The following is a 19,637-nucleotide window of genomic DNA, read 5'->3' as shown; positions in this document are numbered from 1 at the left end:
GCTGATGTCCCTTATCTAGGTACACCAGCCGTTTCTATTCCTTATTTCAATACATATACCTGAACGCTCTGCACTCCGAATGTGCTGCCTGTTTTTTGACTGACAGGAACAAACAGATCGATCCTGCTGCCATTCACTGCGCCTCCAATATCAGAAGCTGTTGCAACATACCCACCCTGTGGCAGATGCTTAAATTGATAGCCGGTAACAAACAATTTTGTGCCGAGTGGAATCACTTTAGGGTCTACAGCAACAGTGCCTAATTTTAATGGATTACCAAAATAGTCAACTGCGCCCCATTTCCCGTTTTCACTCGGATGTGCTGTATATGCAGTAGCTTTCACATTCAACTTCTTTTTATACTTCATGTCACGCCCAGCAACAGTAACAACGTTACTAGGTACAGAAGAGGCCACGCTTGCCGCCTTTTTCTCTGCTGGCTTGGCCTGAGCTGGTTTCTCCGTAGCAGGAGTTGTATCTGACAATGCTTTTGTTGGCTGCTTGTCAGCAGTTTTCGCTGTTTCAGTCTTCGGTGACGGAATCGACGCAATCTCTACTTTCGCGGCCTTGTTCTTCACTATGTCCGGGATCTGAATCTCCAAGCCGCCATAAATATTTTTCGGTTTAATCGTAGGATTTGCTGCTAACAGCGCCTCCAATCCTACCTTGTACTTCTTCGATATAGAATAGAAAGTATCTCCTTCTACTGCTATATAAGGTGAAGCATATGCAGGCAAAATATGGAACATTGTGACAAGTCCAAGCATAACTCCTGCAATCTTGAGGGTCATTCGTTTCTTCATTATGTGTACCTCCTTAGTATAAAGCCTGCGGGGTTAGTTGTCGGATTCGGGTTAAGGAGTACCCTACTCATCATGGGTTGTTGCCAACCATTAATGTGATTCACCCCGAGATAATTAAAATGGTATGTCCCATTTCAACTACCGGTAAATCATCCCCCGTACATTACTTGTCTCGGCTCGGAAAGAATCATATCACAATTTTGTAACCTGTGCGCAGGTAGATTATTACATGACGCTCAAACCCTTGGGCCCCAAAGGGTTCAGATTTTCATTTTTTTATAGAAAGATGACAAAAACGTCATTAAAGTGGATATTGATGAAATTAAACAGTTCATAATGATACAAAAAAAGTACCCGCTTCGGCGAGTACTTTTTGATCTGAATTTAGTTTACATAATTACATTTATGTTTATTATTGATGTTACGTCCAAGATCATCTGCTCCGGTTATAACACACGACTTAAAAAATCTCGTGTCCGAGCATGCTGTGGATTTGCAAAGAGCAATTCCGGAGCTCCTTGTTCCACGATATTTCCGCCGTCCATAAAAATAATGCGATCCCCTACCTCACGTGCAAATCCCATTTCATGTGTCACAATTACCATGGTCATACCTTCGGCTGCAAGTGACTTCATGACCTCTAACACTTCGCCTACCATCTCAGGATCTAACGCCGAAGTTGGCTCATCAAACAGCATAACGTGCGGCTGCATTGCTAATGCACGGGCGATTGCAATCCGCTGTTTCTGACCTCCAGATAACTGTGCTGGGAAAGCACTCGCTTTGTTTTTTAATCCTACCTTTTCAAGCAGTTCGTACGCTATTGTTTCGGCACTCTGTTTGTCCATCTTTTTCACTTTAATAGGTGAAATCGTAATGTTGTTAAGAATCGACATATGCGGAAACAGATTAAAGGATTGGAATACCATTCCCATCTTCTCGCGTGTGGCATTAATATCATGTTTCTTATCGTTAATGATCTCACCCTCGAATCGTATCTCACCTTTCGTTGGTGTCTCCAGCAAATTCAGACAGCGCAGCAAAGTGCTCTTCCCGGACCCGCTTGGCCCAATGACCACAACGACTTCACCTGCGTTAATTTCAAGATCTATCCCTTTTAAAATGTGTAATTGGCCGTACGACTTGTGTAAGTTTGTGATGTTAATCATTATACTTTAACTTCCTTTCCATCAATCCGACCATTTTGGATAGTGTAAACGTCATAATAAAGTAACATAGCGCACACCCCAAAAGCGGTCCCATGGATGAATAAGTTGTGTTTCGAATAACTTCAGTCTGAAACATAAGATCTGCAATGCCAATAAAAGTTACAATTGAAGATTCTTTAATGATTGTAATAAATTCGTTACCGATAGCAGGCATTACATTACGTAATGCTTGCGGCAACACGATATAACGCATTGTCATCGATTGGGTCATACCTAAAGAACGGGCAGCCTCCACTTGTCCTTGGTTAACACCTTGAATACCTGCACGGAATATCTCCGCCAAATAAGCCGCACTATTTAAAGCAACGGCAATCGCACCGGAAGTAAACTTTGGCAAGTCAACCCCGTACTCCGATAGTCCAAAATAAATAATAAACAATTGCACAAGTAATGGAGTTCCCCGAAATACTTCAATATAAGTTGCTGAGAACCACTTTAAGGGAGCAATCCCTGACCGCCGCATCAAGACAAGTATTAATCCAAATATAAAACCAACTATGATCGCTGATATAGATAACAGTATCGTCATGCCCATTCCTGATAAGTAAGTCATTTTGAATTCCCATAATGCTTGGAACATATTCATGTTAAACAACCCTTTCTACATCTTGCCTATATGTTTTCCAACGAAAAAGCGCGGCTTTACGCCGCACCTGTCGTTTGCTTATATCCGCCATTCCTTACTTTGCTTCATCTGCAGCAGCATCTGCCAATGCATTGGCTTCTGTAATAAACTTATCAAGTGAACCGTCCGCTTTAAGACGTGCAATAGTCTTGTCGATTGCTTCCTTCAGCTTTACGCTTTCTTTGCCCACACCTGCAACGTAACCTTCGCTTGCCGGCTTGAGCACTACGGGCGAAAGAGCTACCTTCGTATTATTAGTCTCATAGGCTAGCCCAACTGGTTTCTCTACCAATACGGCATCTACACGCTTGGTTTCCAGTGAGAGAACAAGATCGTTCACCTTAACAAGCAGATCCTGCTTAGCGTCCGGAATTTGTGTGGCTACATCTTCAAATGTAGAACCTTTCTGAACGCCAACTTTCAGCCCCTTCAAGTCTTCAGGTGTCTTGAACTTGTCCTTGTCTTCTGCGCGGACTAGAACCCCTGCTTCAGCCTTATACACTGAATTCGAGAACAACATTACTTTTGCTCGTTCCTCTGTCGCGTCCATTCCAGCCATCCCAAAATTGACTTTACCAGAAGAAACGGCCTGAAGAACAGAATCAAACTTCATATCATCAATAACTAGTTCTGCACCGAGATCCTTAGCGATCTCCTTAGCGATCATAATATCATATCCTACAATCTCGTCCTTGCCGTCTGCGATCTTCTTATGGAATTCAAAAGGTGGGTAGTCTGCACTTGTCCCAAGGACCAGCTTCTTCTCTTTAATCACCTTATCATATGCGTCTTCTTTCGTGCCGCAACCTACAACGAGAGCCATAAGCAGCATACATGCTGTTGCCAATTGAAATGCCTTCATCTTAGTCATTATTAATTCCCCACTTTATCTGAATGTAAGTACAATTGCATGTCTCGTGGACTGACACCAGTATACACAATGTTGCATACTTATACAATACTTTTTTGTGTTCATTAGCTATTGCTCATGCTTATCATGCCGAAAACCTCGTCTTTATATAACATTGGTCAACACTGATAAAAAATGAAATGTTGTTTCGTTGACATATGACTAAGTGTTTAATTTTTGAAATAAAGTGCGACATAAAAGGAGCATTTAACGCTGCCCAAGTTGAGTAAATACCATTATATTCTATATTTTTACACCATCATTTTGGAGCGCACTAACAAGACGACGTATAATATAAATATCATTCATCATCTTAAGTGTATGTTTATGTGTACTCATGCAAACGAGGAGTTATTCTTCCCTCTTCTTTGTTGTATATGATGCGTGTCGGCATCTAATAGCAGACCGGGCAGAATAAGAAGAAAAGCTGAGGGAGATGTGATCATGGAATGAACAGAAGACAGCGATAGAGCACAGCCGCCAGATTTCACCAAAAGCTACTGTGCTCATGCGATGCCTGTCTTAATTATTTGTGCCAGGAGCGGGGAAGACGAGAGGAAGCTTAATAGAAATGACTGTCCTCCCTGGTTTCGAGCTTATATGCAAGCTGCCGTGATGACGCTGCACAATGCTGTAACAGATGGCCAAGCCTAATCCAGTCCCATTTACCTTCGTTGTCATAAATGGTGTACCCGCAATAGATAAGATGGAGGGTTCAAATCCCGGGCCTTCATCTTCAATCTCCAACAGTACTGCCTCATCTTCAGCACGGGTTCTAATTTGCAGCACTTTGTTGGCCTCCATCGCTTCTAGTCCGTTCCGGATCACATTGTGCAGGAGCTGCCGTATTTCTTTTTCATCCAGCATTACAGCTGGCAATGTTTGCAAATCCATCACAATATGCTGGCAATTGGCCGTAGCGGACGCCTGAACAAGAGGATAAATTTGCTCAATAATATGATTTAAGGATTGCGGGGTAAAATGGGCCAGTTTGTTCTGCGCCAACGTTAAGTATTCTGTAATAATGGTATTTGCTCTAATAATTTCATCCATCATCGTGTCAAAATAAACATGTTCTGCAGCATGCTCTGGCTTATTACGAAGCAGCTGTAGAAACCCGCGCACGGTGGTCAGCGGATTCCGGATCTCATGGCTGATGGCAGCAGCCATCTCACCTACGACTTTCAGCGCACTCATACGTTTCATTTCCTGTTCCAGCTTCGCATGATGCCGCAGTGTCTCCAGCATTTGATTCATATGCTTTTCTAGCTGCATCCATTCATTTTCCGTTTGAATTTGAACAGTACCACTAAAATCGCCGATTGCAATGCGCTGCGACGCCTGCACCAGTACTTTTAAGGGCTTCGTGATTAGCCGTTTTACCCACAAATGGACTAAAATGTAGACGGTAATCACCAAAATTGCGAAGGTTATCAATGATATCAGCAATACTCGTGCCAATACTTGGTCAATGACAGATGTAGGCAGCATTATTAACGCTGTCCAACCAGGTTCTGTAATTGGCATGGCAAATATAATAACATCCTTGTCTTTATACCTGGCGTTTACCATTTGTGTCTTGTTCTGCTTAATTTCATGTACAAGATTGCTAATGTCCGTATCAAAAGGATAGTTAATGTCATGCAAGTTAATTTTACTGTCGGGATTGTACAATACCTCGTCCTGCTGGGATATTAGTAACGTTTCGCTGTTAGGATAAAAACTGAGCCGTGTAGATAAGGTGTGCAAATCATTGAAGCGGATATCGATCCCTGCAACGCCTCTAACCTTGAGCTGTTTATCATATACAGGAGTGCTAAGGGATAACATGGGAATTCGTAAATGAGGATCCAGATATGGAGACGTGATATATGTAGCGCCTGTCTTCACTGCACCGTGATAGTAGTCAAACATTGGATTATCTCTGAAAATGGGGAGCGAATCATCAGTATGTGACGGACTGTAATAGCTGCGAAGTTGGTGATTCTCATTATATCCATATCGCGAAGTGAACTTACCTTGTTGTTTGTAGTCAGATTGGGCGGTGAACCAATAACCAAAGACTAATGGATTGGGCTGCTCTGCAAACATTCGGGTAGCATGGTTGATATTGCCCAGTGGATCGTCCGAATTGTAAATGCCATTAATAACACGTGCAAACGTCTCGACCATCGTTTTCTGCTGTCGAATCGCAGCATCTACTTCATGCGCAGCCATCTGAGCTTGACTTAATAAACTTTGATTAATTTGGTCCTGAATGATTGAACGAATCGCATCATAAGATAACGCGAAAATAAAGGACAGTGCGATCGTTACCGTTATGACGATTCGAACAACCATCTGCGTATGAATAGTTCGTCGTCTCATAACATCCTCCGACTACGTAATAAAGGTACAATTAAAGTCTAGATGCAACAAAGGATCTTAATTCATCAATATCAAATGGCTTAGAGAAATAACCGATTGCTCCGGCAGACTTAGCAGATTCAATCCGATTAACATCACTGAAGGCAGACATCATAATGACCTGGAGTTGGGGACGCATCGCCCGAAACTTGAGAAGCAAGTCCATCCCGCTCATATCAGGCAGCTTAACATCCATCAACACAACCGCAAAGGATTGTTCTCGAATGTATTCAACTGCTTCCTGACCTGAATAAGCACTTACAATCTGTGCATTCATGGAATTAAATGCTTCGCGCAGCAGCATTTGAATGGACGACTGATCATCCACGATGAGCACAGAGGGCATCCGCACAGTCCCTTCCGCCTGCTCCCTAGTTTGATCAAAAGCAAGGGTTGCGTTGTTCGTGTTACTTAATTGCAGTAGGCCCATGTCACCAAGGCGACTTTGCTCCCTTTTACGGTATCCTCTAAATATGACATACACAAGAAATGGAGTCGCAGCCATGCATACTGAAAAAATGAGTGCTTTCATCGATCTGCCCCTCTTCTGACTGACACCGGTGATCATAAATCGCCACTAATCGACCAGTATGTAATTAATCGACAACAGATTCCGACACATTCTTTATTATATTATGAATTTTTAATAGATGATACCGATTCTTAACATATTTTTAATTTAAACAGTGAAAACTCGAAAAGATGAAAGACGTGACGGGCGTGATCGTTTATAATGACCAAGGCTCCCCGTACACGTCCAACGCTTTCCAAAACATGAATCATCCACACTGGTTAAAATGTATTGCTAAGGATCTTGATCTAAAACACACGGTGCTAACGGTCTCTATTAACAAAATAATCCAATAAATGCTTCAGAAAGGGAATATTGCGGGGAATCTCTTCTAGCGCTTCCATTGCGAAGCAGTAGTGTTCCCACATCTCTTTTCTGGCTCCTTCTTGACCTAGTACAGTCACAAAAGTTGAATTGTTGTTATCAACATCTATGCCAATAGGCTTACCGAGTAGGAGCACATCGCCCTCTAGATCAAGCAAATCATCTCTTATCTGAAAGGCAATACCTGCATGATAGGCAAATCGCTTCAAAGTCGCAATTTCCGTTCCCTTTACCTGAGCGAGTATGGCAGGCATAACCAAAGAGGCTTCGAACGCGATTCCAGTTTTGTAGAAACACAACATGTTCATTTGGTCCAAGGTCAATACTCTTCCTTTGGAGTCCAAATCCATCGCCTGCCCCACACACATATCGCCAGCCTTTTGAGAGGAATATTGCATCAAGGCAAGCACTGTCTTTGTATCAAACCCATCAAGCGACGATTGTTCTTCAATCGCCTTCTGGATCAAATAAAGGCCGGCTAACTCTGCAGTAGAACTATTATGGACCTGATGCAGAGTTGGTCGTCCCCTTCGGATAGACGAATTATCCTGCGATGGCAGATCGTCAAAGATCAAGGAGGCGGTATGCATATACTCCAATGATCTCAGAAGCGGTGCGATAGCCGCAGCATGCAGACCGTATTCATTCACACCCATGACCCAAGTCAATATGGGCCGTAAACGCTTGCTGTCCCCTTCAAGGCTGTAATTTGCAGCATCAATGAGTGATTCCTTCATCGGTGGAATTCCGCTGTGTTTAGGGATCTGCAGCAGATTGTTGATCTGCTGACGGACTGTCCTAACAGTATCTTGGAAAAATTCCTTTTCCTCTCGATCGGTTCTAAGCGAGATCACCATCTGATCACGCAGCAGTTTGTCAAAGAAATCCACATCATCCGCTTTACGAACCATCTGCTGGATAAGAAGGTTGAATGCCGGAATTCTTGATGCAAATATCTCCATCATTTCATTATACTTTTCTGTGCCGATGCGTTCCTTGAAACGTTTTAGACCATTAATCGCTCGATTCAGGATGACCTCACGAGTCTTGATATCTGAATGATGCACATGATGGATCAAATGCGAGATGACCGCCCAGTACAACTCAAAGGGGTTTATCAGATCTGAACGCTGGTCCCGATATTTTAAATAATAGGTATAGGGTGTTACTGCACCATTTTGCATGTCATCAAACATATCCGCGAAATCATCAGCCAACTGATTGTAAATGCCATAAAAGAAAGTACGCTGATCAAAATCCTCGTCCGTGGATGCACCAATGACAGAGCGAACAATTAATCGGGATGAAGAAGATTTTAAAATGATGGGTATATAAAGCTGCTCATTGGTGTAATCAGCGTTAGACAGCTCTTTCATACGATCGATTTCCTGAGCATGAAAAAACACGTAAGACTGCTCAAAAAATGTCTTTTGTGTTTCCTTCCCTTGCTGATGCTTAATGTATTCAAAAGCATCCCGTAGTTCTGAATGTACATATTGAATAAACTCCAGATTACTCCCTGTCCACTCGCCTAATTCCGGCACAGATCCAGTCAGAAGAGCCGTTCTAATCATCTTAGAATATTGTTCTTTCTCATGTGAGGTTAGAATTTGGGAATCAAGTAGATCATCGATAAACGGATAAGTCAGACCATAGGAATAACCAATTCTAATAGCTTCGCCCATTCTCTTCGTGCGTTCTGCCGGCAAAGTTGTATCATCCATTTCTTCTATGACATGCAACAATACCCCAACAATAATCTTGATCAGCTTGCGCTGCGCATGCTCGGCATTCAATTCCTGCGGAATATGTGTGGATACAGCCTTGAGTTTATCAATAACCCAAATAATATCCGATTCGATGCCTTTTGTCTGAGCCCATCGATATAAGGCTTTCAGGCTCATTAACTCTGTTTGTTTTCCCATGTTCACTGGATTGGAATGAAGTAAATGATTTTTAACATCGGCAACTACACGCTGAACTCGAGTCTGTGTGTCAGAAGAGTCAAGTGCCTTGCCCAGATCCCGTAAATAAATATAGGAAACACTTCGATCCAAATATTCATCCAGTTTCCCAGTATAATTCAGCCACTGGATATAACTGTGGTAATCCCGAGAATCAGGCTTTCTTTTTCGCTTCGAAAAAAAGGACAGCAAGGAATGACGGTGAATATGGTTCTTTTTCCACATTTGAATGTCCTCTGTCAGGACAGGGACATAAGTCTCTTCTATGACTTGCTTGCGAAGGGATGCAAAATACTGGGCTGCCTTCTGTTCAGCTGACCGATACCATATATCGGCATGATCTGTAAATACCACACTCATAAGATGAATGACCTCAACTTTTATGTAGGTTAAATGTGTATCTATAAGATAAAAAGAGACTCCACTAATGAAGTAAACAACATTAATATCATGCCGCATCCAAATTCGCAATTACGTTCTCATAACAGGCATGTAAACTTAATACGAGCAAGAACCTTTTGGGTTACAAAATTGATAGTAAATCAGTGGCCACTCATGACTAAAGAGGTCACGGTCATAATAAATAGTATGCACTGCGGCCATTTAATCTTCTACATTTGTGTAAGGGTTATTGATTAACAGATCCCATCGTTAAAGAGCCCTCACCTTGTCTTCAGGGTGAGGGCTCTTATTACATTGTTTCATTCTCTGCTAAATTCTGTTTCTGTATGATCCTGTGAGTTCAAGAGCGCTTATGCCTCCTACCACGGTATTTTATGGAACTATCATATTAATGATCAACTGCCTTATTTAGCAGCATTGTTGTTGCTATTGCACCATCAATTATCAGTAAACGTCTTTAGATACCATACATCGCACGAGAAGTGCCCCGTATTGCCGAGCGGCCTCTCTAGTGCAACAAAATCATATTTCTTATAGAACTGATTAGCCGCTTCCATATTGCTTAAGGTCTCAATATAGCATTGCTTGTAATGTTTACTCGCAAAGTCAAGCGCCGTTACCATCAGCTGATGAGCAATACCAGTCCCACGAGCTTCTGGCAAGCAGTACATTTTCTGCAGTTCGCAAATGCCTTCCATATCGTCGACGGGCCCAATGCCGCAGCCCCCCACTATTTTTCCATTATACTCTACAACCCAGTACCTAGAATGGTCCTTTTGATAGACCATGGATAAACTGCCTAGCTGTGGATCGGCCCAGGCCAATCCTTCTCGGTCTCCCCCAAATTCCTTCAGACAAGTCCTAATTATGGACTCAATGTGTTGGTTGTCTCTCTCTTCTAATATTCTTATGTGCATAATATGACTCCTTTTCCTCCACTCGCTTCGATTTCAAATCGGAACACTATTCAAGGTTTGTACACATCTTAGCCATAAAGCATAAAAAATTGAAGTTCATGGCCTGACTGTTTCAGGTAGTTATAAAGCTGCGATCTGTGGTGAAACGAATGTGTAACAATTTCGATCAGCCACTTAATTTGAACGATACCATGGTCCAAATAAAACGCTTTTGTAGACTTGTTTAATAACTCCGCCTCAGTTAATGACAACATGTAGGCTTGTAATAAGTCATAGTTGGCACGAAACTGTGCTGCTAGAACCAATGGGTCCCTGATCCCGCTTACTTGTGTTTCCACTTGCTCTACTTCTGTTTGGGTCTTTTCTTGTAAAATAGCCAAATCGGAAGCAGGGATGGATACAAGATGATGTGTCAACTCCAATAGCGTACGCATATTTTCAGCTGGGCGATACTCCCACTCTTCCGGTTGAATTTTGGTCAACAGTGATTCAACAGTGCGGACGACTAAATTTAATTCTTCTAATAAATGATCTCGTATTTGTGTAACACCACTCATAATGATATCCCCTTTTCTAATAATTGTATTGGATATTATACATGTGAATTTCTCTTAGCATCTAAGAGGCTATCTTCGACCAGTTCCTTTTCAGCTTCTGCTCGGTAACGATTACACAGATCCCTAGCTCTTTCGTAGAGATCAGCTCGCAACAAATCTGGTTCCCGTACATGAGCGTCAGAGCCAAGCGAGAAAAAGAACCTCTTTGCCCATTCCCATTCAGATGCGGGGCAGAGGAAATCAACCTCCCACAGGTCATCCTGCAATGCGTGCACACGCTCCCCTATATGAGGGTCTTGTTCGACCATCAGCATTCCTCGATAACTTAACTCAGCTCGAATCCGTATGTAGTTGTCTGCGGTTTCTTTTTTAGGTGGGTATATCAGCCCCACTTGATCCTGAGCAGCTGCTGGGTCTGCATCTTGCAGCTCATCGAATCGATCGGCACGAAATGTCCTTATTTCCCCATGTATAGGCGAGTATGCCTCACAATACCAGAAGCCGTGCTCCGCATAAACTCTTTTGGGCTTCAGCAGCAGCCAACGGCGATGCTTCTCTGAGCGATAGTGAGCGTTCATCCAAGCCCCTTCTGAACAGTAAGCGAGCAGTTCGTTTAAAAGGGGCGCCTTGAACGAACGTTTTGGCACCTCTACCCGCATCAATTCGAGTAAAGGCTCAACTTGATGTAGGGTTGCCGGCGGAAGAACATGACGTAATTTATCAATAACAGTCCATCTTTCCCGATTGAATGGCGTATCCGCATAGGCTGTCAGTGCACGCAGCGCAACTAGCACCGTCAAAGTCTCCTGCACATCAAGCTGCAATGGCGGTAAACTGTAGCCCTCTGACAACCGGTACCCTCCTGTCGGACCGATCTCCGCGTACAGTGGGATGCCCATCTCAGAGAGTGCTTGCATGTCTCGCATAATTGTTCGCTTAGACACTTCCAGCTTGTCAGCAAGCACCTGCGCAGATTCCTGTCGTTGCTGCAGCGCAATCACGATTGCGATCAAGCGATCCATACGCCTCATTGATGCCTCCTCCTTTCATTTCAGTTACTACGGGGCAAGTTAGAATTTTATCCTACCACACTCTCAGTGACAGCTTGTATGTCATCATTACAGAGGAAATCGAGGTGTCAACAGAAAATATAGTCCATTACTGTCGCTGTATCATTGAATGAACGTTCTCCGTTAGCACAATAAGAAAAAAGAGCTGCATATGCAACTCAATGAGTTTTAATTAAAGCATCCTTATTGTTAAGTACAAGTTTCGATAAAATGAACAAGTCGTTCTGATACGGAAAATAATATTTTCGCAGTTCATCACTCCGAGTTCTAGTTATGTGGAGATAAACTACTACATCTCTTGTGTCTGTTTACATCTTTTGAGTCCGATAATACTTCCTAATATCGTGAAAATAGCAGTTCCAGCAATAACTATCATTAATTCGTTGTGCTGGAAATTAAAATACGAAGTTAATGAATTATTAACCAGTCTTATAAAAAGAACTGTTGCGTAGGATGTAATGAAACCGAATGTTGCTCCAAGTGTAAAACCACTGATATGCAGCCAATTGTTATATTTCTTTAATAAGAAATGTGATAAAAATACAAGAAGGATTGGCATTAACAGAATATAAAGATCAATTGTGTCGCGAATGAAGATGCTAACTTTGATAAACCAAAAGCCGATTATTGTCCCCAAAAGTATCGGCTTGATCGTTATTTTTTTAATTAAAAAATAACAGATAATAAACGAAACAATCGCGATAATTGGTGACCAGATGAACATATTATGTAAGAAAAACGTATTATCATTACCACTTAAATCCTGATAAATTGCTGCTAATGGAAAAGATGCGAGAATTGCGGCAATAGCTGTAACTAAATAAGTTATGACATTTAAAAATAATTTCAATTTGGTTATTCCTTTTAGTTTTTGTTAAGGCAGTTTTCAAAAAGATGGTTGCTATAAGACAGAAAAACATAATCCATCTATATAACGCGTAGACTGCACGCTTTCATTCACCTCTTTAATACTAATTTTCCGATAAGTAATGAGTAATTCTATAAATAACCTGCTCAGTTAGTAAAAAGGAGAGTCGCAACTGTTCCGACATATTCCGTGGAATACTTTACCTATCAAATCTTAACAATATATTTCCTTATTTTATATATGTAATTATTCCCTCTTTCAATTAAACTGGCCATTACTTAATGAAGCAACGTCAGTCTAATCCTTTATATAGTTGTAGACTGGCGATAGTGAGAAACTAACGGGCAAGATAGTGAATAATGATATGGTACAATGGGTGTGTAATATGCTCTCTTGATGGTTAAATCAATCGATGGAGTATTATACAAGGATAAGGTGTGATACGGGTGACTGATTTTACAGTAATTAAGAAGCTATTTCATATTACAAAACGAAATGGCTTTAGTTATGATGAGATACAAACTATTAAACATAATTTTGGTGAGTTGCCCCAGGTATTTATAGATTATTATGTGGAACTTGGTAAAGACGAGCGGCTGAATCATACACAAGATAGTTTGATCAAACCCGAACAACTCCAATACTTCAAACATAGCGAGTATTTAATTTTTTATTGCGAGAATCAACGTGTCTGTGTTTGGGGAATCCATAAGAACGATTTATCCAGGTCCAATCCCCCTGTCTATATGAGTTTCGATGAAAAAGTATGGATAAAGGATTTTGAAACATTGACCGATTTTTTTCATGCGATGGCCTATTTACAAACCGGATTCGCTCTTGAATATGGTTGTGAATCATTTTATTCCATTAAAAAAACCGACTTGGATTTTATTCGTGATAACTATAACAATAAAGGTATTTCCTTTCGGCATTGGATTGGTATCGAATTTTATGGGAATTATGATGACAGCATAATAACAGTGATGAAAAATAACGATAGTTTTGATTTGATCTATGCCTCAAGCGACAAAGAACATTATGATGAAATGGATCGGGTTCTCTCAAAACGGGGAGTAGTAATTTAAAATTTCGATTTCGAGAAATCCGCCGAATTGAGACTTCAGAATGTTATCAATAAGTTGAATGTCCTGGAATAACTTTACAGAAGAAGTCCGGAAAATAGTGTTACATCTAGTGGAGCAAGCAGTTGTTGTACTGTTTGAAGTTGAGGATGAACGAAATGCCAAATGGATAATAAGAAATTTCTAAATCAGACAAGATCAATTGAGATTTTTGATGTATACTCTAATTTCTAGTTTTAAGTTATCGGGGCACGTTAGTTGAAAGACTACAGCGGCAGACTAAGACTTTATTTTTCCAGTCTTGGTCCGCCGCTGTTTTTTAATGGATCAGTCTTAAACTTTATTTATACCGAAGAGTTCACAAATTAACATATCTCAAGTACAACTATGAGTTATAGCTGTAAATAAAGACGATACAGCATTCGTGCGGCTTCCCCACGCGTAACAGCCTCTTTTGCCTTTATCTGTTTATTGGCGGGAACATCGATCAAGCGCTGCTTCACCGCCAAGGACATCGTTGGCTTCGCCCACTTGGATACCGTTTCTTTGTCTACAAATCGGTTTAAGTATTCATCCGGATTCGAAGGATAATAATAATGCTTCCTCTCATGCAGGAATCTGGCGCCGATGGCGGTCATTTCTTGCCGTTCTATCGTACGATCCGGCTTAAATGTGCCATCAGGATAACCTTCGACGATATGATTTTTTTCAGAAGAAGCGATAAATGGATGATGCCATTGCGGCGGATGTACGTCCGAAAAGCTTTCCTTTGCCTTTTCATCCATAACGTTAAACGCTCTTACCAGCATCGCCGTGAACTCTGCACGGGTGAGCAGGGAATCGGGCTCAAAATTGCCATTGTCTTTTCCGGTGACGATTCCTTTGGAGCCTAGAAATTGTACCGCTTGCTTTAATTCTGGATCTCGATCGTTAATATCAGGGAATGATTTCGAATTATCGTCCACGAGATACGTTCCGGAACGGTTGATTTCCGCTTCCATGCCGTTTTTGGACGAATTATACTTCCCACCGATTGGCTCCTTTGTTTTCCCATTCACATAAAACATACTACTGTGTACTGCGTCTGCATAATTCGCAGGCAAAATGAGCTGAATGTTGCTTGCTACACCTGAAAGCTCCTGCCCTTGCTCATCTAAAAATTGTATGCGATATACGCCGTTATTCTCTTTCACCAGCTGAATGACGATAACTGATTGCGACTGAAACAGTCGCTGTGCTGTCGCAACATTAAATACGAGTTTCGCATCCCCTGCATAAACAGTTATATAGTCAATATCCTTCCGGCCAACTAACCCACTTTTATTGAGCTTGAACATATATTCATTTTGTGTAGGCGAAGAAAGTATTTCCGCGTTCACGATCAGATCTCTCGCAGGAACAATCTTATTTTCTGACAGCGCCTGCTGTACCGCTGACTTCGCCCTTGATGCATTTCCTGCTAGCCTGTCAATCAATTCAGGCGTTATGACGATCTGACCGTCAACAGGAGTCGGCTTATCGCTGCTTGCGGCAGTGATCACAAGCTCCCCTGCTTGCATGAGTCCTTCTACGATAGCCGAATTCTGCTTGTCAGCGTCAGGAATCGAACGGACAGCACTGAAATACGTATCAGATACCATGCTGCCATCCACAACATACAACAATATGTAAGTCGTCTCTTCTGGGAAACCAGCTCTGCTTGTCGTGGCCCGTACAATCGTTTGTCCAGATTTATTCGCTGTTATGACTGGTAAGCCATTCACATTCGTTATAGATCCTATGCTAGGATCGTCAATGGTGTATGTTATTTTAGTTCCGGGAAGCACATTGTTGACAGCAATAGACTGTTGTCCGCCAGGCTGCAGCATCGTGATAAACGGAGAAAGGCTAACTTCCGGTGAAGTCATCCGTATCAACTCAGGCTGAGTTTTGGTCTCAGCACGATCACTTGTTGGTTTTTCTGTTGACCCAGAACGATTGCCAGCTGCTGATTCATTCGTGAACACAACAAGCTTCGGAAAAGCAGAAACATTATCTTTCCATGCCCACAAGGTCTGATCCTTTTTCAGTACATAGTTTTCCATATAGCTGCCCTTGTCCTTGTGGTGTACAGAAGCGATATTTGAAAGCTCGGGGAACACTTTATCGCTGTCTATTGACCAGAGCTTATCGTCCGTTAGCAGAGCATAAGTAGTATCGATATTCGAATCTTTCAGCTGTGAGCTAAATTGAACAATTCCTCGAGCACCTGTTGCTCTATGTATTTGGATCGGAGTACTTTCCTTATCATAAGTTTTCCAAGACCAGACCGTGCCATCTTTCTTATACGCATAGTTTGTAGTGCCGCCCATCTCTATGTTGACGATGTCTTCCAGCCCTATGATCTGCTCTGGATTTTTGTCATAAAATTTGCTATTTTGGGGCCAGTACATGTATGTCCTCCATTTCCATACCGAACCCTCTTTTTTAACTGCGTATACGTGACCGTTCACAGATTTTATAGATGCGACATTATCAAGAATCTTATAATAAGAAGTCGATGAAGCTTTGCCTTGTTGAGCTATCCAGCACCAGACCGATCCGTCTGATTTTAATACAAACAAGGTCTTATAATTTTTAGAGTTACCGGTATAATCGGCGACGAGTGATGTTACATGATTCAAATCTTTAATAGGCTTCGGAGCAATCCTAGAATCTACAGGATAGGTGTTGTTCCTAGAATCCCAATACCATACGGTTCCGTCTTTTTTTAATGCAGCGTAATTCGTCATTAATCTACTTTCCCCGTTCTTGCCATCGAACGAGAATTGTTTCACATCCCGCAAGCCCGGAATTTGCTTAAGTTTGGCTTGATAAAATGGATCGGAAGCATGGGAAGAATAAGCTAGTGTGTCCCAATACCATACAGTTCCGTCTTTTTTTGATAGAAGCATAGTCCCATTAAGGATTTCGTAATCCTCACCGATCCGTGTATAGTGCTGTTCGCTAACGGTACTTCCATTATTCACTTTGGCTTGCACCGAACCTGAATGAGCCGTAAGGATTAACATAAGGCATAGCAACGCAGGAATAAATCGTTTCATTGTCGACCTCCATTAGAAATGTGTTTGTTATCTATCTCTATGCTGTCTTCCGGAGTTCCCAAGAGTAAGCGGATTGCCTGTCCTTCTTTTTCAATTTCGTTTCCCCCTCTTTTTCCTATATTTCTTACTATCCTTTCATCGGTTAATAGCTGCTTCGATTTCACTTTATCCATAATGTTACATATATGTATTCAAAAAAGATGAACTGATCAACTTGGCTTAATCTAAGTAGGGGACTTGTCCAATTCGGATTATATCACATATATGTTTAGTTTTTCATAAACTAATAGTTATGGACTCATATACAACTTGGCGTATTTGACTTTTAACCATTTTCTTAGCTCCTTATTTTCTTTCTCTAACACCTTCATTTTTCGACTCAAGCTTTCAATTAGGACATCGTTACTTTCATCATCTATCTCACGTTTCAAACGCTTTGGCGTCGAAAGTGTCGCGTGCTGCTGTCGCAGCGTTTCGAACTGTTCAGGGATGTCATTTTGATTATAAAAGCTTGCTTTCGATCCCCCTGCGTACCCCTATTATATAAAATTTCGCTAAAGCTATTGCTAGTGGAGAGAAAAAGGAGGAAGATAAAATTGTCAATTACATATTTCAAGGAGAGGGTGTTCGAATGAGTAAATTGAGAAATCGGTCATTCTTAAGTTCATTGATGCTATCCATTGCCTTATTGGGAGGGACGGTATGGCCCCAAAGCGATATCGCCGCTGCACTTCCCAGCATCCCTCAAACCACGCTGAATCACGATCAACCAGAACAGTACAGCGTACCAGTTCACCTTCAGCGAGATAAGCTGCAACAAGTTACGGCTATATCCACACACCCCGAATCTTTGTCAACGTCCACCATTTCTGAACCACCTCCAACCGCCCCTGCTGCGATAAACAACAATCCTAACTCTGCTATTCCAGTTGTAACATCAGTTGTATATTCAGATAAAATTTCTGAAGCTAACGGTGAGCGTTGGTACACATTTCAGACCACGACTCCGGGAAAAGTTACCGTTTATCTCCAGACTGTGCAAAACGCCGCAGTTGATTATAATCTTCATTTGTTCCGCTTAGACACAACCACCTACAATCTAGTCGAGCAAGAAATATCCTCCTACGGCCCCCAAACAAATGAACAGATAAGCCGAATTGCCCCAGCAGGCATCTATTATGTAGCGGTCAATGCACAAGCAGGCTTCGATGCAGCTAATCCATATTTATTCACAATACAGGAGTCTCCTGTATATGATAGTGCAGAGCCTGACGACAATGTATGGCGGGCCAAGCCCTTGACCGATTCGATCAACCTGTTGCAGCAAACGCTCGACAATTTATACGATGAGGACTGGGTAAAGCTCACGGTCACCGCTGCCAAGTCGTTCCGTATCAACTTTACGAATAGTGCACCAAATACAAATTATCAGGTACAGCTTTTCAATCAGAACTTACAATCACTAGGCACGATTAATCAAAATACAGATGTACTCGGCTCATTTGCGCAAGGAACCTATTATATTCGCGTCCTGTCGCTATCCTCTTACAACGCGGTCCAACCGTATAAGCTTACCTTCACGGAGTTCAAGGCACCTACGCAGGTAAACATCACGCATGTCAGTACCATATCTGACGTAAATGCTGGACAACGAATTAACTACGGTGAAGGATATATGTGGCGGTTCAAAGATTCAATCACCATTACGGGTCTAGCAAAAGATGCATCTGGCGCCCCTGCCTTCAACGCTCCCATTACAGTCGCCTTCCTAACCAAGTTAAACAACAAAGTCTATCAGGCACAGACAACGACCAGTGCTAACGGTACATTTTCGGTCACGATTAGTGGTGTGCAACCAGCTATTGGACAGTATAGCGCTCATGTGACTGTTTCCAGACACTACTATGATATTATTCCGCTTCAAGTGTATTATAGTGGATCAGCTTTAAGTGCAAATGATACTACTCTGTACCACTATGCATACTCCATTTGGACCGGAAGCTAATCTGTTCTTCATACAAAAATATAAAGGTCTTGGCTGTAGTTGGAGACAACAACTAGTCAAGACCTTTTGATATAAGTGCTAATTATTCTTGATTAAATTCATGACATATTCTTATTTTCTTAACACTAGCTGAATGACATGAGCTAAACCGGTGTGCGCCTTTCCTTCCACTCGTTCTTGTTCCCCGTAAAAGAAATGGATCACCTCATGACCCTCGCACCAACTCAGGATCTCTTGCGGGTCGTAAAGCATTTCAAGATCGCCTGGTCCACCTGAACCATATTTTAATTGATCCTTGGAATACACCTCAAGCATAATAATACCCTTAGTCTTTACAGTATTTTTCATTTTATCTAGTATCCGTTTTTGAGCTTCTTTATAAAAGTGACCAAATACCATTATTGCGGCATCATATTCCTCGGTTGGCACGTTGTCCACCAATAAGTCTATTTTTTTCGTCTGCACGTGAACGGCATACTTGTGAGCTAGTTTTTTAGTTTTTTGGAGGCCGCTCTCCGCATAGTCAATTGCTGTTACTTCATGATCTCTTGCTGCCAAAAAAACAGCATTCCTGCCCTCCCCCTCTGCAAATGCGATAACTTTTTTACATTTATCTAACCTAGAGGCTTGTTGTTGAATGAATAGGTTAGGTTCTTCCCCAAACATATATTCCTCCGAATTAAAACGCTCGTTCCACCTATTTTCCATGCTCACTGCCCCCTCTGATTAACTAACGTATTACTATCACTATGCTAATCTATCGTTCTATAATACTTTTGTCCGTGTTTATCCCATAGCGGTTCGACTTCTCTGAACCGCGG

The 19,637-nt window shown here is 41.8% G+C and carries 16 protein-coding genes and 1 riboswitch; of the genes, 2 read left to right on the top strand and 14 right to left on the bottom strand.

Annotated elements, in window-relative coordinates; all coding sequences use genetic code 11:
• Window positions 1-41 precede the first annotated feature (41 nt).
• The 11 genes from MH117_RS18080 to MH117_RS18030 form a co-directional block, all read right to left on the bottom strand.
• A complete protein-coding gene (locus MH117_RS18080; RefSeq protein WP_239330953.1) occupies window positions 42-803 on the bottom strand; it encodes a 3D domain-containing protein in 762 nt (253 codons plus the stop codon).
• A 7-nt stretch (window positions 804-810) separates the two neighbouring features.
• Window positions 811-991: riboswitch (cyclic di-AMP (ydaO/yuaA leader) on the bottom strand.
• A 258-nt stretch (window positions 992-1,249) separates the two neighbouring features.
• Window positions 1,250-1,972, bottom strand: a complete 723-nt coding sequence (locus MH117_RS18075) for an amino acid ABC transporter ATP-binding protein (RefSeq protein WP_239330950.1) — start codon at window positions 1,970-1,972, stop codon at window positions 1,250-1,252.
• Window positions 1,965-2,618, bottom strand: a complete 654-nt coding sequence (locus MH117_RS18070) for an amino acid ABC transporter permease (RefSeq protein ID WP_239330947.1) — start codon at window positions 2,616-2,618, stop codon at window positions 1,965-1,967. Before MH117_RS18070 ends, MH117_RS18075 begins: the two co-directional genes overlap by 8 nt.
• A 94-nt stretch (window positions 2,619-2,712) precedes the next feature.
• Window positions 2,713-3,528 (bottom strand): transporter substrate-binding domain-containing protein, encoded by an 816-nt coding sequence (locus MH117_RS18065; RefSeq protein ID WP_239330944.1) that lies wholly within the window; start codon window positions 3,526-3,528, stop codon window positions 2,713-2,715.
• A 561-nt stretch (window positions 3,529-4,089) separates the two neighbouring features.
• Window positions 4,090-5,934: a sensor histidine kinase gene (locus MH117_RS18060; RefSeq protein WP_239330941.1), complete on the bottom strand. Its 1,845-nt coding sequence runs from the start codon at window positions 5,932-5,934 to the stop codon at window positions 4,090-4,092.
• 31 nt (window positions 5,935-5,965) lie between these two features.
• A complete protein-coding gene (locus MH117_RS18055; protein ID WP_239330939.1) occupies window positions 5,966-6,505 on the bottom strand; it encodes a response regulator in 540 nt (179 codons plus the stop codon).
• Window positions 6,506-6,807: 302 nt separating this feature from the next.
• On the bottom strand, window positions 6,808-9,192 hold the full coding sequence (locus MH117_RS18050) for a polyprenyl synthetase family protein (protein WP_239330937.1): 2,385 nt from the start codon (window positions 9,190-9,192) through the stop codon (window positions 6,808-6,810).
• 479 nt (window positions 9,193-9,671) lie between these two features.
• Window positions 9,672-10,151, bottom strand: coding sequence for a GNAT family N-acetyltransferase (locus tag MH117_RS18045; RefSeq protein WP_239330935.1), 480 nt, complete (start codon window positions 10,149-10,151; stop codon window positions 9,672-9,674).
• A 68-nt stretch (window positions 10,152-10,219) separates the two neighbouring features.
• Entirely contained in the window at window positions 10,220-10,708 is a 489-nt protein-coding gene (locus MH117_RS18040; protein ID WP_239330932.1) for a DinB family protein, read from the bottom strand.
• A 35-nt stretch (window positions 10,709-10,743) separates the two neighbouring features.
• A complete protein-coding gene (locus MH117_RS18035) occupies window positions 10,744-11,739 on the bottom strand; it encodes a helix-turn-helix transcriptional regulator (RefSeq protein ID WP_239330929.1) in 996 nt (331 codons plus the stop codon).
• A gap of 328 nt (window positions 11,740-12,067) precedes the next feature.
• Complete coding sequence (locus MH117_RS18030) at window positions 12,068-12,628, bottom strand: hypothetical protein (protein WP_239330926.1); 561 nt, start codon at window positions 12,626-12,628, stop codon at window positions 12,068-12,070.
• A gap of 464 nt (window positions 12,629-13,092) precedes the next feature.
• On the opposite strand from MH117_RS18030, the gene MH117_RS18025 reads away from it, so the two are divergent.
• A complete protein-coding gene (locus MH117_RS18025; protein WP_239330923.1) occupies window positions 13,093-13,731 on the top strand; it encodes a hypothetical protein in 639 nt (212 codons plus the stop codon).
• Window positions 13,732-14,120: 389 nt separating this feature from the next.
• Here MH117_RS18025 and MH117_RS18020 read toward each other — a convergent pair whose 3' ends face one another.
• Together MH117_RS18020 and MH117_RS18015 are read right to left on the bottom strand one after the other, a co-directional pair.
• Complete coding sequence (locus MH117_RS18020; RefSeq protein ID WP_239330920.1) at window positions 14,121-16,811, bottom strand: S-layer homology domain-containing protein; 2,691 nt, start codon at window positions 16,809-16,811, stop codon at window positions 14,121-14,123.
• Entirely contained in the window at window positions 16,808-16,984 is a 177-nt protein-coding gene (locus MH117_RS18015) for a hypothetical protein (protein WP_239330917.1), read from the bottom strand. Before MH117_RS18015 ends, MH117_RS18020 begins: the two co-directional genes overlap by 4 nt.
• A 458-nt stretch (window positions 16,985-17,442) precedes the next feature.
• Between MH117_RS18015 and MH117_RS18010 the strand changes: the two genes are divergently transcribed.
• On the top strand, window positions 17,443-18,816 hold the full coding sequence (locus MH117_RS18010) for an Ig-like domain-containing protein (RefSeq protein ID WP_239330912.1): 1,374 nt from the start codon (window positions 17,443-17,445) through the stop codon (window positions 18,814-18,816).
• Between the two features lie 111 nt (window positions 18,817-18,927).
• On the opposite strand, the gene MH117_RS18005 is transcribed toward MH117_RS18010, so the two are convergent.
• Entirely contained in the window at window positions 18,928-19,524 is a 597-nt protein-coding gene (locus tag MH117_RS18005) for a class I SAM-dependent methyltransferase (protein ID WP_239330909.1), read from the bottom strand.
• Window positions 19,525-19,637: the final 113 nt, after the last annotated feature.

The organism is Paenibacillus sp. ACRRX (assembly GCF_022346885.1).
GTDB lineage: Bacteria > Bacillota > Bacilli > Paenibacillales > Paenibacillaceae > Paenibacillus_B.
The sequence above is the reverse complement of the archived record's forward strand: the minus strand, read 5'-3'. Positions and strand labels throughout refer to the sequence as shown.

Excerpts from the sequence above, each read along its gene's own strand:
- MH117_RS18080 (WP_239330953.1), bottom strand. The coding sequence starts at position 803 with ATGAAGAAACGAATGACCCTCAAGATTGCAGGAGTTATGCTTGGACTT.
- MH117_RS18075 (WP_239330950.1), bottom strand. The coding sequence starts at position 1,972 with ATGATTAACATCACAAACTTACACAAGTCGTACGGCCAATTACACATT.
- MH117_RS18070 (WP_239330947.1), bottom strand. The coding sequence starts at position 2,618 with ATGAATATGTTCCAAGCATTATGGGAATTCAAAATGACTTACTTATCA.
- MH117_RS18065 (WP_239330944.1), bottom strand. The coding sequence starts at position 3,528 with ATGACTAAGATGAAGGCATTTCAATTGGCAACAGCATGTATGCTGCTT.
- MH117_RS18060 (WP_239330941.1), bottom strand. The coding sequence starts at position 5,934 with ATGAGACGACGAACTATTCATACGCAGATGGTTGTTCGAATCGTCATA.
- MH117_RS18055 (WP_239330939.1), bottom strand. The coding sequence starts at position 6,505 with ATGAAAGCACTCATTTTTTCAGTATGCATGGCTGCGACTCCATTTCTT.
- MH117_RS18050 (WP_239330937.1), bottom strand. The coding sequence starts at position 9,192 with ATGAGTGTGGTATTTACAGATCATGCCGATATATGGTATCGGTCAGCT.
- MH117_RS18045 (WP_239330935.1), bottom strand. The coding sequence starts at position 10,151 with ATGCACATAAGAATATTAGAAGAGAGAGACAACCAACACATTGAGTCC.
- MH117_RS18040 (WP_239330932.1), bottom strand. The coding sequence starts at position 10,708 with ATGAGTGGTGTTACACAAATACGAGATCATTTATTAGAAGAATTAAAT.
- MH117_RS18035 (WP_239330929.1), bottom strand. The coding sequence starts at position 11,739 with ATGAGGCGTATGGATCGCTTGATCGCAATCGTGATTGCGCTGCAGCAA.
- MH117_RS18020 (WP_239330920.1), bottom strand. The coding sequence starts at position 16,811 with ATGAAACGATTTATTCCTGCGTTGCTATGCCTTATGTTAATCCTTACG.
- MH117_RS18015 (WP_239330917.1), bottom strand. The coding sequence starts at position 16,984 with ATGGATAAAGTGAAATCGAAGCAGCTATTAACCGATGAAAGGATAGTA.
- MH117_RS18010 (WP_239330912.1), top strand. The coding sequence starts at position 17,443 with ATGAGTAAATTGAGAAATCGGTCATTCTTAAGTTCATTGATGCTATCC.
- MH117_RS18005 (WP_239330909.1), bottom strand. The coding sequence starts at position 19,524 with ATGGAAAATAGGTGGAACGAGCGTTTTAATTCGGAGGAATATATGTTT.